This is a genomic window from Allobosea sp. LC85 (assembly GCF_000735605.1).
Classification (GTDB): domain Bacteria; phylum Pseudomonadota; class Alphaproteobacteria; order Rhizobiales; family Beijerinckiaceae; genus Allobosea.
Window position 1 is genome coordinate 148,225 of record NZ_JPKG01000034.1, and the last position, 12,475, is coordinate 160,699.

14 protein-coding genes are annotated in these 12,475 nt (G+C 64.6%); 3 read left to right on the top strand and 11 right to left on the bottom strand.

Translation table 11 applies throughout. From position 1 onward, the window contains the following. Positions 1-74: 74 nt before the first annotated feature. The 3 genes from FG93_RS17940 to FG93_RS17950 are packed head-to-tail and all read left to right on the top strand — an operon-like array spanning position 75 to position 3,030. The gene (locus FG93_RS17940; RefSeq protein ID WP_052513902.1) at positions 75-758 is read left to right on the top strand and encodes a CvpA family protein; all 684 of its coding nucleotides are present in this window, start codon (positions 75-77) and stop codon (positions 756-758) included. Positions 759-800: 42 nt separating this feature from the next. Next, entirely contained in the window at positions 801-2,273 is a 1,473-nt protein-coding gene (gene purF / locus FG93_RS17945; protein WP_200878126.1) for an amidophosphoribosyltransferase, read from the top strand. Between the two features lie 13 nt (positions 2,274-2,286). Beyond that, the gene (locus FG93_RS17950) at positions 2,287-3,030 is read left to right on the top strand and encodes an SDR family NAD(P)-dependent oxidoreductase (protein WP_043236767.1); all 744 of its coding nucleotides are present in this window, start codon (positions 2,287-2,289) and stop codon (positions 3,028-3,030) included. Positions 3,031-3,042: 12 nt separating this feature from the next. Here FG93_RS17950 and FG93_RS32930 read toward each other — a convergent pair whose 3' ends face one another. The 11 genes from FG93_RS32930 to FG93_RS18005 all read right to left on the bottom strand — a co-directional run bounded on the left by FG93_RS32930 (position 3,043) and on the right by FG93_RS18005 (position 12,302). Next, positions 3,043-3,456, bottom strand: coding sequence for an NUDIX hydrolase (locus FG93_RS32930; protein ID WP_161783840.1), 414 nt, complete (start codon positions 3,454-3,456; stop codon positions 3,043-3,045). Positions 3,457-3,713: 257 nt separating this feature from the next. Beyond that, complete coding sequence (gene der / locus FG93_RS17960) at positions 3,714-5,105, bottom strand: ribosome biogenesis GTPase Der (RefSeq protein ID WP_043236770.1); 1,392 nt, start codon at positions 5,103-5,105, stop codon at positions 3,714-3,716. Positions 5,106-5,150: 45 nt separating this feature from the next. Further along, positions 5,151-5,813, bottom strand: a complete 663-nt coding sequence (locus FG93_RS17965; RefSeq protein ID WP_043236772.1) for a tetratricopeptide repeat protein — start codon at positions 5,811-5,813, stop codon at positions 5,151-5,153. A 62-nt stretch (positions 5,814-5,875) separates the two neighbouring features. Next, positions 5,876-6,982: a tRNA preQ1(34) S-adenosylmethionine ribosyltransferase-isomerase QueA gene (gene queA, locus FG93_RS17970; protein WP_043236774.1), complete on the bottom strand. Its 1,107-nt coding sequence runs from the start codon at positions 6,980-6,982 to the stop codon at positions 5,876-5,878. A gap of 131 nt (positions 6,983-7,113) precedes the next feature. Next, positions 7,114-7,584 (bottom strand): peptidylprolyl isomerase, encoded by a 471-nt coding sequence (locus FG93_RS17975; RefSeq protein ID WP_043236776.1) that lies wholly within the window; start codon positions 7,582-7,584, stop codon positions 7,114-7,116. Next, the gene (locus FG93_RS31280) at positions 7,584-8,213 is read right to left on the bottom strand and encodes a hypothetical protein (protein ID WP_052513903.1); all 630 of its coding nucleotides are present in this window, start codon (positions 8,211-8,213) and stop codon (positions 7,584-7,586) included. Before FG93_RS31280 ends, FG93_RS17975 begins: the two co-directional genes overlap by 1 nt. A gap of 18 nt (positions 8,214-8,231) precedes the next feature. Then, complete coding sequence (locus tag FG93_RS17985; protein ID WP_043236910.1) at positions 8,232-8,783, bottom strand: peptidylprolyl isomerase; 552 nt, start codon at positions 8,781-8,783, stop codon at positions 8,232-8,234. A gap of 380 nt (positions 8,784-9,163) precedes the next feature. Beyond that, positions 9,164-9,394, bottom strand: a complete 231-nt coding sequence (locus FG93_RS17990; protein WP_043236777.1) for a DUF1467 family protein — start codon at positions 9,392-9,394, stop codon at positions 9,164-9,166. Positions 9,395-9,599: 205 nt separating this feature from the next. Continuing rightward, complete coding sequence (locus FG93_RS17995) at positions 9,600-9,977, bottom strand: RidA family protein (RefSeq protein ID WP_052513904.1); 378 nt, start codon at positions 9,975-9,977, stop codon at positions 9,600-9,602. A 34-nt stretch (positions 9,978-10,011) separates the two neighbouring features. Continuing rightward, complete coding sequence (mce, locus tag FG93_RS18000; RefSeq protein ID WP_043236779.1) at positions 10,012-10,416, bottom strand: methylmalonyl-CoA epimerase; 405 nt, start codon at positions 10,414-10,416, stop codon at positions 10,012-10,014. A gap of 215 nt (positions 10,417-10,631) precedes the next feature. After that, positions 10,632-12,302 carry a ribonuclease J gene (locus FG93_RS18005; RefSeq protein ID WP_043236781.1) on the bottom strand — a complete coding sequence of 557 codons (1,671 nt, stop codon included), beginning with the start codon at positions 12,300-12,302 and terminating at the stop codon, positions 10,632-10,634. Positions 12,303-12,475 lie beyond the last annotated feature (173 nt).

Genomic DNA, 12,475 nt, shown 5'->3' on the forward strand with positions numbered 1-12,475 from the left:
GCGTATAGCAAAATCGTTGCGGCCAGCCCATTTCTTGCAGGCCACCCCTAGATGCTAGAGAAGCGGCTTCCTACATGCCTGTCACAATCCTCGATCTCGTCGTCATCGGCGTGGTTCTGATCTCGGCGTTGCTGGCCGCTGTGCGCGGGCTGACACGAGAAGTGTTGGCTATCGCGTCCTGGGCGACGGCGGCCGTGGTGGCTTGGGTGTTTCATCCCCAGCTCCTGCCGCTGGCACAGCAACATATCCCGAACCAGACCATCGCTCTGGTCGCGGTGATCGCGGCCCTGTTCCTGGTAACCTTGATCATCGTGTCGCTCGTGACTGCCCGGATTTCCGATTTCGTCCTCGACTCCCGTATCGGTGCGCTCGACCGGACGCTGGGCTTTGTCTTCGGCGCGGCCCGCGGGCTGCTGCTCGCGGTCGTCGGCTATGTGTTCTTCACGGCACTGATGGGCGACAAGAACCTGCCGAGCTGGGCAAAGGACGCCAAGGCCAAGCCGATCCTTGAAGAGACCGGGCGGTCGCTGCTGACGATGCTGCCGCAGGACATCAATTCCGACTTCGTCAAGAAGCTGCTGAAGCCCAAGACCGGCGAAGAGCCCGCCGAGGTGCCGGCTGAGGAGCCGCGCCCGCCGGCGAGCCCGACCGCCGACCCGCAGCGCCGCACCGAAGTGCCGAACGCCAACGACCGCCAGGCCCTGCAGCGCGCGATCGAAGGCACCCGCCCCGCAAAACCTGCCCAAACTCGTCCGTAATTGGAGCGTAACGCAGCCGTGTTACAGCGTATGGAGCCCGTAATGACGTCTCAACCCGAGACCCACGACGCCTTCGATCCCTATGCCGACCGGCTGCGCGAGGAATGCGGCGTGTTCGGCATCTTCGGTCATGCCGATGCCGCCGCGCTGACGGCGCTCGGTCTGCATGCGCTCCAGCATCGCGGCCAGGAGGCGGCGGGTATCGTCACCTTTGATGGCAGGCGCTTCCATTCGGAGCGGCGTCTCGGCCTTGTCGGCGACGCGTTCTCGGAAGCCTCGGTGATCGACAAGCTCAAGGGTGCACAGGCGATCGGTCATGTGCGCTATTCGACAACGGGCGAGACGATCCTCCGCAACGTCCAGCCGCTCTTCGCCGAGCTGCATGGCGGCGGTTTCGCCGTTGCTCATAATGGCAACCTTACCAACGGCCTGACGCTGCGCCGCAACCTCGTCCGTGACGGCGCTATCTATCAGTCAACCTCCGACACGGAGGTGCTGCTCCATCTCGTTGCTCGCAGCCGCAAGACCCGCTTCATCGATCGTTTTGTCGACGCCATCCGCCAGATCGAGGGCGCTTACGCCTTCGTCGGCATCACCAACAAGAAGCTGATTGGCGCGCGCGATCCGCTGGGCATCCGCCCGCTGGTGCTGGGTGAACTGGACGGCGCCCCCATCCTGACCTCCGAAACCTGCGCGCTCGACATCATCGGCGCCAAGTTCGTCCGTGAGGTCGAGAACGGCGAAGTCATCGTCATCTCCGAAGACGGTATCGAGAGTCACAAGCCCTTCCCGCCGGCCGCGGAACGCCCCTGCATCTTCGAGTATATCTATTTCGCCCGACCGGATTCGATCGTGAAGGGCCAGAGCATCTATGAACGGCGCAAGCGCATGGGTGCGCAGCTGGCGCTGGAAGCGCCGGCGAATGCCGACGTGATCGTGCCCGTACCGGACTCCGGCGTGCCGGCGGCGCTGGGCTTCGCCCAGGCGAGCGGCGTTCCCTTTGAGCTTGGCATTATCCGCAACCATTATGTCGGGCGCACCTTCATCGAACCGACCCAGAAGGTCCGTGAACTTGGCGTGCGCCTGAAGCACTCCGCCAATCGTAGCGTGGTCGAAGGCAAGAGCATCGTTCTGGTCGACGACTCGATCGTGCGCGGCACGACCTCGTTCAAGATCGTCAAGATGATGCGCGAGGCGGGTGCGCGCGAGGTTCATTTCCGGATCTCGTCTCCGCCGATCACCCATCCCGACTATTACGGAATCGACACGCCTGACCGCGAGAAGCTGCTGGCGGCAACCCACACCCTCGAAGAGATGCGCCAGTTCGTCGGCGCGGATTCTCTCGCCTTCCTCTCGGTCGACGGTCTTTACCGCGCCATGGGACATGAGCGGCGCGATCCCGCCCGGCCTCAGTTCACTGACCATTGCTTCACTGGCGACTACCCGACCTCGCTGACCGATGTCATCGGCGAGAGCGCCAAGCAGGAATTGTCCCTCCTGGCCGAAGCCGGCTGATCACCACGAGCACATGATGACCAAGCCTCTCGCAGGGCGCGTCGCGCTCGTCACCGGAGCGTCGCGCGGTATTGGCCGTGCAGCAGCCCTCGCCTTCGCCGATGCGGGCGCCCATGTCGTCGCGCTGGCGCGCACCTCGGGCGCGCTTGAAGAGCTCGATGACGAGATTCAGGGCATCGGCGGCAGCACGACGCTGGTTCCGGTCGACCTCGCTGACGTGGCTGCGATCGAGAAGCTTGGCCCGGCTCTGCTGCAGCGCTGGGGCAAGCTCGACATCCTGCTCGCCAATGCCGGCATCCTTGGCCCCCTGACCCCCCTCACCCACGCCTCGCCGAAGGAATGGGCCAAGGTGTTCGAGACCAATGTCACGGCCAACTGGCGCCTGATCAAATCGGTCGAACCGGCGCTCCAGGCCTCGGACGCGGGCCGCGTGATCGTGATGTCGTCAGGCGCCGCGCATAAGTGCGTGGCCTATTGGGGCCCGTACTCGATCTCGAAGGCGGCCGTCGAAGCCATGGCGCGCACCTATGCGGCCGAGACCGTGACGACCCCGCTCAAGGTGATGATCGTCAATCCCGGCCCCCTGCGCACCCGCATGCGGGAAGAAGCGATGCCGGGCGAGGATCCGCTGACACTCAAGACCCCGGAAGACCTCGCTCCGCATCTCGTACGCCTGGCCTCGCCCGACTGGGCCGAGACGGGCAAGATTTTCGACTTTCCGCAGGGCAAGGTGCTGACCCCGCAGATGCCAGCCTAACTCGAGGAGCGATCAGGCTCCGCGGTCCGGCGACGCACGCACCAGCGTGATCAGATCGGGGATGGTGAGGTTTGGCAGCGCCTCCATCTCGTCGAGCGCAAACCAGCGTATCTCGACGTGCTCGTCGCAGAGATTGACCGCCTCCCCGCCCTCCCAGGAATGCACGACGTAGATGTGGTGCAGCGCCTCGCCGTTTCGCTCCGGGAAGCGCTCCGGCTCCGACAGCACCAGTTGATAGCGCGTCGGGACAAGGCCGACTTCCTCACGGCATTCGCGCAGAAGTGCCTCCCGGAGGCTTTCACCCGCCTCGACCCGGCCACCAATCGCGTCCCAGTGATCGGCCCATGCGCGCTTCCAGGATGCCCTCAGGCCGAGCAGAACCTTGTTTTCCGGGCTGACGAACAGAGCGCTGACCGTCTCGAGCATCTGCCCCTCCATTGGGCCTACTCCGCTCGCAGCCAGCGGAGCAATCCGGCATCGCCTCCGCTCTCCAGAGCCGTCGCGACATGTCGACCGACCGCCGCGCCAAACTTGTAGCCGTGCCCCGAACATGCCGAGAGCGCGAGGCGGCCAAGGGGTTGGGGATCACCGGCGCCTGCTCGAGCAGCGTCACCTCATGGCCACGCCCGCTGAGGGCCCAGGCGGCACAAGGTCGCCAATGCCCGCGCCGACGACGGTGATTTTCACTTGCGCTTGTTTCGATCGTAGGGATTGTCGCCGCCGCGCGTGTGCAATCGGATCGGCGTACCCGGCAGCTCGAACGCCTCGCGCAGATTGTTGACGAGATAGCGCGTATAGGACACCGGCAAATGGTCGAGCTGGTTGCCGAACAGCGCGAAGGTCGGCGGGCGCGCCTTCGCCTGCGTCATGTAGCGGATCTTGATGCGGCGCCCGGCAACCGCCGGAGGCGGGTGAGCCGAGAGCACGCCTTCGAGCCAGCGGTTGATCCGCGCCGTGGAGACGCGGCGATTCCAGACGTCATAACTGGCGAAGACAGCCTGCATCAGCCGGTCGATGCCCTCGCCCGCCAGACCCGACAGCGGAACGATCTGCACGCCGCGCACCTGTGCCAGCAAATGGTTCGCCTTCTCCTTGAGCTCGGCGAGCAGGCCCTGCTTGTCGGCGACGAGATCCCATTTGTTCAGGCCGATGACGACCGACCGGCCCTCCCTCTCGGTCAGGTCGACCAGCGTCAGGTCCTGCTTCTCGAACGGAATGGTCGAATCGAGCAGGACGACGACGACTTCGGCGAAGCGAATGGCCCGAAGCGCATCGGCAACCGACAGCTTCTCGAGCTTCTCCTCGATGCGGGCGCGCTTGCGCATGCCCGCCGTGTCGAAGAGCTTGACCGGACGGCTGCGCCACTCCCAGTCAACCGAGATGGTGTCTCGGGTGATTCCGGCCTCCGGACCCGTCAGCAGACGGTCCTCGCCAATCATGCGGTTGACCAGGGTGGACTTGCCGGCATTGGGGCGGCCGATGATGGTGACGCGCAGCGGCTTGTTGGGGTCGCTCTCTTCGTCGAAATCGGCAGCCGGGGCTTCGGCCCAGGCCTGATCGTCTTCGTCTTCGTCGGGCTCGTCGGCAATGAAGGGCACGAGCGCTTCGAGCAGATCCGCGGTGCCTTCGCCGTGTTCGGCCGAGAACGGCACGGGGTCGCCCAGGCCGAGCGCATAGGCTTCAAAAGTGCCGTCCTTGCCCTTGTTCCCTTCCGCCTTGTTGGCGAGCAGGATCACGGGCTTTCCAGAACGGCGTACCAGGTCCGCGAAGGGCTGGTCCATCGGCGTCAGGCCGAGCCGGGCATCGATCATGAAGAGGATCACGTCGGCCTGCGCGATCGCGGTCTCGGTCTGAGCGCGCATGCGGCCCGCGAGCGAGTCCTTGTCGGCCTCCTCGAGTCCGGCGGTATCGATGATGCGGAAGCGCAAATGGCCGAGCGAGGCATCACCTTCGCGCCGGTCGCGGGTCACGCCCGGCCGGTCATCGACCAGAGCGAGCTTCTTGCCCACGAGCCGGTTGAAGAGCGTCGATTTGCCGACATTCGGCCGGCCGATGATGGCGACGGTCGCGGTCATGGTGTTCAAATTCGTCCTGTTACGCGCCGGGATCAGCACGTCGGGTCAATTCTTGGTCTCGACGGCGCCGCCGCGCACCAGAGCGAGATAGAGATCGGTACGCTGGCGCAGCACCTGCGGCGATTGCGGGTCGGTCACGATTGCGTCGAACCAGCGGCCGGCATCCTCGAACAGATTGGCCTTGAGAGCGGCAATGCCGAGAAACTCACGGGCCGAATGGCGCCACACGCCCTGCGGAGTGGCCAGTGGCTCAAGCGCGGTGCGAATCTCGGCATAAGGTGCGAGATCGACGCGCAACATGCCGGCGCGAAGCCGGGCAAGGTCGCGGTAGAGCTGATCGAGAGCGCCGTCATTCGCCAGCGCGTCGAAAGCCGTCGCGCCCGCGGCAGGGTCGCGCTTGCCGGTTTCGGCAGCCAGACGGAACCGCGCGATCTGGCGGTATCCCGCCGGCGCGTTGGCCGAAAGCTCGAGGAGGATCGATTCCGCTTCGGCGCCGCGGTTGTCGCGTGAAGCTCTCAGTGCCTCTTCCAGCCGTGCACCCACGGCCTGCGAAGCCTGCTGCTCGCGATACAGCCAGACCTGCCAGGCAGCGACGGCCACGACAGCAGCCACGGCCAAGCCGATGAGCAGGTTGCCATATTTCTTCCAGAGCGCCGCCGCTTTGTCGCGCCGGACCTCCTCGTCGATCTCACGAAAAATATCGGCCATAGGGTGTCACAATCCTCTTCACCCTGCCGGGTAGCATTTTCGCTGGCCGATTGCGAGCCGGATCAAGCGACGAGTAGACTGGAGGACTCAGCCCTGAACAGCAAACTGCCGTCGCCATAGGAATAGAACCGGTAATTCTCCGCGATCGCATGGGCATAGGCCCGTTTCATGACGTCGAGCCCGCAGAAGGCCGAGACCAGCATGAACAGTGTCGAGCGTGGCAGGTGGAAGTTCGTCATCAGGATATCGACGGCCCGGAAGCGATAGCCTGGCGTGATGAAGATGGCCGTATCACCGGAGAACGGCGCGACGACGCCGTTCTCGCCAGTGGCGCTCTCAAGCAGCCGCAGGGCCGTGGTGCCAACGGCGACGACGCGGCCTCCCCTTGCCTTGACCTGATTGAGCGCTGCTGCGGTCTCGCCGCTCAGGCTACCCCATTCGGCATGCATGCGGTGCTCACGCGTATCCTCGGCCTTGACCGGGAGGAACGTGCCCGCGCCGACATGAAGCGTCACGAAATGGCAGGAAACGCCGCGCGCCTCGAGGGCGGCAAACAGTTCAGGCGTGAAGTGGAGGCCAGCGGTCGGGGCGGCCACGGCTCCATCTGCGCGGGCGTGGACCGTCTGGTAGTCGTGGGCATCAGCCTGATCGGTCGGTCGCTTGCCGGCGATATAGGGCGGGAGCGGAAGTTCACCCAGCCGCGCGATCGCTTCATCGAGGATCGGACCGGACCAGGCGAAGCGCAATTCGACCTCGCCGCCTTCGCTCTTTCCGACGATTTCGGCATGCAGCGCGCCGAGTTCGCACGCATTCGATGCTGCGTCCGAGCCGAACACGACCGTCTCGCCGAGGGCCAGTTTCTTGGCCGGCCGGGCGAAAGCGAGCCAGCGGTCGGATGCCTCGCGCTTGTGCAGCATGATCTCGACGCGAGCCGAGGCTTCTCCCCTGACGCGTCGGCCATAGAGCCGGGACGGGATCACGCGCGTATCGTTGAGGACGAGCGCGTCGCCGGGCTGAAGCAGGCTGGCGAGGTCGCGAACGCCGCGATCCTCGAATGGTTCGGCTGCATCTGGCCGCACCACGAGCATCCGCGCTGCATCACGCGGGCTGACGGGCCTCAGCGCGATGCGCTCTTCCGGCAGGTCGAAGTCGAAGAGTTCGACATCCACGATCGGATCCGCCTCACTGAACTGCGATCAAAAACAAGATGAGCCCCCACCCGTTGGGACGCGCCTGCGGCGCTGCCGGGATGAGGGCTCATCTGAACTCAAGCCCCGTGGGAGCGGGGCTTGTGGCGATATCAGGCCGCGTCAGCCATCACCTTCATCGAGACGATGGAGTCCGGGTCACGCACCGGCTCGCCGCGCTTGATGTTGTCGACATTCTCCATGCCTTCAACAACCTGGCCCCAGACAGTGTACTGCTTGTCGAGGAAACGGGCGTCGTCGAAAACGATGAAGAACTGGCTGTTGGCCGAGTTCGGGTTCTGCGAACGGGCCATCGAGCAGATGCCCCGAACATGCGGCTCGGCGTTGAACTCGGCCTTCAGGTCAGGCAGGTCGGAGCCGCCGGTGCCGGTGCCATGCGGGCAGCCGACCTGGGCCATGAAGCCGTCGATGACACGGTGGAAGACGATGCCGTCATAGAAGCCCTGGCGTGCCAGGGTCTTCAGGCGCTCGACATGGCCGGGAGCCAGGTCAGGGCGCAGCTTGATGACAACACGGCCCTTGGTGGTCTCCATGACGAGGGTGTTTTCGGGATCGAGCGACATCAGATTGGCCTTTCATTGGACGGCGCACGGCCGTGGAAGCGAATGGTGAAGGGTCGCCCCGCGATACTCGCTCCGAAGCGCGGCGACAACCTCACAGGTGCGCAGTCCCGGATGGCGTCGATCACGGAGGCGGTGAACCGTTCCCTCAGATCGGGATCAGTGCGGCGGGTTTCCCATGTGACACGCGGCTGGCCAAAGATGGTACCGTCGCGACGCAGACTGAAGCGGACCGTCGCCATGGCACCGTCGCTGGAACCTGTCATCGCAGGCGGGTTCCAGCAGCGGCGGAACGCCGGGCCGATCTCCGAAATGCGATCGACAGCTTCGCCTTCAAAGCTGCGGGTGATTGGCGACACTGATCCGCTCAGCCCCGAATCGACCGGGGGCGGCAGGCGCGGTATCGCGCGGCGCGGCGCGTGTTCCCCGAACGGCCCGCCGATGCCTGGCAGGTAGCGCTGCCCCGTGGGCGGCGGCAGCACAGGGTTCTGCGAACCGGAAGGCGGCGGCAGAACCGGATTCTGCGAGCCGGAGGGCGGCGGCAGTCCGAGATCGGTCGTGTCCTGCGCCGCGCCGGCACCGACCATGACAATCTGCAAGCCGGCAACGAACACGAGCAGGACACGCGCCATGGCTGCAGCCGCTCCTTGCTACTTCGCGTCGGCCTGGAGACGCATGCGCACGATCTTGTCGGGGGCACTGACCTGGCCGTTATTGGCCGAGCTGCCCTTCTTGATCTTACGCGCCACATCCATGCCCGACACCACCTCGCCGAACAGCGTGTACTGCCCGGTCAGCGAGCCGCAGCCTTCGTAGCAGATGAAGAACTGCGAATTGGCGGAATCGGGCGAGGCGGAGCGTGCCATGCCGACCGAGCCGACCTTGTAAGGCGTGGGCGTGAATTCAGCCGGAAGATTCGGCAGGTCGGACTTGCCGGTGCCGGTTCCGGTCGGGTCGCCGGTCTGGGCCATGAAGCCGTCGATGACGCGATGGAAGACGATGCCGTCATAGAAGCCGCGCTTGGCCAGCGCCTTGATCTGCTCGACATGCTTGGGGGCCAGATCGGGACGAAGACGAATCGTGATGTTGCCGTCCTTGGTCTCGAGCACGACAGTATTGTTGGGATCGGAGGCTGGCGCCTGCGCCTGCGCGCAACCGAGCGACGCAGCAAGAGCGAGAATGGCGAGAGAACTGCGCAGCATGTGAAGCATCTCCGTCGTTGCCGGAGGATCCGGCCGATCAACACGGGCGTCGTAACGGCATCCTTTGGCCGGAACAAGGCGTCGACCCGCTTCATCCGGAGCATGCTGCACCGCACAAGAGCAAACCTCATTCAACTTGCAAAAAGATCAGGCTAGCGCTGCCTAAATGGGTGACAGCCCTGTCACAATCGGCTACTCATCTGGCGCTGGGCTCGCTCGGGGAAACCTTGAGCGCCGCGGACCAGGTCTCGGGAGGAACAAACGCCCGCCTAGTATATGAGTCGCACGCATCCAGATGTGCGCCGTTGCTGCGGAAAAAACAGACTCACGGGCAAGGCTTCGGCCTTGCCCTTTGTTTTTGGCGTTACCATCCGCGTCGATCAAAGATCGTAGGCCGACCAGATATACCAGACGAACGCGAAGATGATTCCGGCCAGGATCGAGGTGATCAGCGCCTTCCTGGCGAGGTTCGGAAGCACGGGGGCGCCCGGCTCGGTGCCCTTAACGACCTCCCCGTCCTCCGCCTGGCTGCGGACCCCGAACGGCAGGGTCACGAACAGAACCGTCCACCAGATCACGAAATAAACGGCGAGACCGCCAGCAATGGTCATGGCATGATCCTTTCTCGGGCGGAGGCGGTCATCTCATGGCAAGCCAGCGCGATTGCGGCAAGGCTCCTCGCTGCCGCAGCCCCTCACGATCCACGCGAAAGCCTAAGCATCGGCCCGAAAAGTGGATTGCGATTTTCGGGGCAAAGCCGATGCAAACACAAAAAGCTCAGATCATCGGACCGGATACGATATCCGGTCCGATGATCTAGCCGGCCAATGCGACGCAGGAGAATGCGACACGCGCTTCCGTAGGCACGCCGAAGCGCGCGGTGTGGCGAGCCGGCAGGCCGCCGGGGAAATGCTTCACATATTCAGCATTGCAGGCGGCGTAGTCGGACGGGTCGGTGATCAGCATCGTCATCTGCACGACGCGGTCGAGACCACTGCCGGCCTCGGCCAGAATCTCGCTGATCCGCCCCAGCGCATTGCGGACCTCATCGGCCGGAGTCTCACCGCGGTGGATGCCGTTCGCAGGGTCATGCGGAGCCGAATGTCCGGAGACAAAGATCAGCCCTGCGGCCCGGGTCGCCGCGCTGAAGGGGCGCGGCGAGCCCGCCTCGGGCTCCCCGAAGAAGTCGATCATCAGTCGTCTCCCGAACGTTTCGCGCCGCTGGATCTCAGGCCTGTTCCAGTTCGACGAGCGTGCCACAGAAATCCTTGGGGTGCAGGAACAGGACCGGCTTGCCGTGGGCGCCGATGCGTGGCTCGCCGGAGCCGAGCACGCGCGCGCCCGTTGCCTTCAGCCGGTCACGCGCCGCCAGGATGTCGTCGACCTCGTAGCAGATGTGATGAATGCCGCCATCGGCATTCCGCTCGAGAAATTTCGCGACGGGGGAATCCGCCCCGAGGGGCTCGAGCAACTCGATCTTGGTGTTGGGCAGCTCGACGAAGACGACGGTGACGCCGTGCTCAGGCTGCGGCAGCGGCTGGGAGACGCGTGCACCGAGCGTATCGCGATAGAGCGCGCTTGAAGCCGCGAGGTCCTTCACGGCGATGGCGACATGGTTGAGGCGACCGATCATTCAGAGCTCCCTTGCATCCGGCGAGAACACCGCCGTCCGTACTGCCGGTGATCTAGGCTTCTATGTCAGCATCGGCTTTCCCGAAAACCGCAATCCACTTTTCGGGTCGGTGGGTTAGATCATCGGACCGGAAATCGTATCCAGTCCGATGATCTAACCCTTTGTGTTTGCATCGGCTTTCCCGAAAACCGCAATCCACTTTTCGGGCCGATGCCCTAGACTTCGATCACCAGCGCATGCACCAGCGGCTTCTTGCCCCATTCCTCATTGACGGTGCTGCGCAAGCCGCGCTCCAGGGCGTTGCGCAGCGCTTCAGGATCGCGGCGGCGCGCCTTGGGGATGTTGTCGAGCAGATCGGAGACCGCATCGGCGACCAGTTCGTCAAAGGGCGTGCCGTCACGCGCGACCGGTGGCAGGCCGAGCACAGCAATCTCCGGTTCGCCGGCGATGCCGCCCTTGTCGTCGACCGCAACCGCGACCGAAATCATGCCGGCAAAGGAGAGCCTGCGGCGCTCCTGGATCGTCTTCTCCGTGGCGTTCACCAGGAGAGCGCCGTCCTGATAGAGCCGGCCATGTGGTGCTTCATCGATCTTGCCGGCCCCGTCGGCAGTGATGGCGATGATGTCGCCATTGCCGGCACGAACGACATTCTTGACACCGAGTCCGCGCGCGAAAGCCGCGTGCTCGCTCAGATGCAGATCCTCGCCATGAGCGGGAATGGCGATCTTGGGCCGCAGCCAGCCATAAAGCCGGGCCATTTCCTCGCGGCGCGGATGGCCTGAGACATGGACCAGATGCGTGCGGTCCGTGATGATCTCGATATTGTCCCGCGCCAGCGCATTCAGGATGTTGCCGACAGCTTTCTCGTTGCCCGGAATGGTGCGGGAGGAGAAGATCACGCGATCGCCTGGAGACAAGGCGATCTCGGGATGGTCGTCGGACGCGATTCGCGAGAGCGCGGCGCGCGGCTCGCCCTGGCTGCCGGTGACCAGCGCGACGACCTTGTCGCGCGGCAGGTAGCCGTAATGCTCGACGGAGCGGAATGCCGGTATGCCGTCGAGGTAGCCGCATTCGCGCGCGACATCGATGACACGGTCCATGGCGCGGCCGACCACAACGACATCACGGTGACCGGCCATGGCAGCCTCTGCGACGGCCCGCAGCCGTGCCACATTCGAGGCGAATGTGGTGACGGCAACGCGGCCGGGCGCCGAAGCGACCAGTTCCTTCAGCTTGGCCGCGACATCCGCCTCGCTCGGGCTGATGCCGTCGCGCATGACATTGGTCGAGTCACAGATCAGGGCGAGCACGCCCTCGTCGCCAAGCTCGCGCAGTCGCTTCTCGTCGGTCGGCAGGCCGACCTGCGGGGTCGGGTCGATCTTCCAGTCTCCGGTATGAACGACGAGGCCGACAGGGGTGCGGATCGCCAGCGCGCAGGATTCCGGAATGGAATGCGCGACCGGCACGAACTCGACCTCGAAGGGACCAAGCGTGAAGTGACCGCCCTGGGCGACGACGTTGATCGGCACCTTCGGCGCGCCGGGCTCGCCCAGCCGCCGCGTGGCGAGCAGCCCGGCCGCGAATTGCGTGCAGTAGACGGGCGCGCGCAGGGAGGGCCACAGCGCCGCGAGCGCACCAATATGATCCTCATGCGCGTGAGTGATCACGATGCCAAGCAGATTGGCCCGTTCCTCGATGATGTAGCGCAGATCGGGGAGGACGATATCGACGCCCGGAACCTCGGGACCGGCAAATGAGAGGCCGCAATCAACCAGGATCCATTTGCGCCGCCCTTCAGGCCCGAAGCCGTAGAGTGCCGCATTCATACCGATCTCGCCAAGGCCGCCGAGGGGAACGAAGACGAGTTGGTCGCTGGAACGGGTCACGGGAAATCCTAAGGCAAAAGGCAGGGCACAGAGCGCGCCGGATGAGTGGCAAGGCCTAGAGCATGCTGCGAAAAAGTGGCAACGGTTTTTCGCATCAAGCATGCTCTAAACTATGAGAGTCGATCACGTTTTCTGCGTTTGGACGATGTCGTCCAAACGCAGCGTGATCTAGC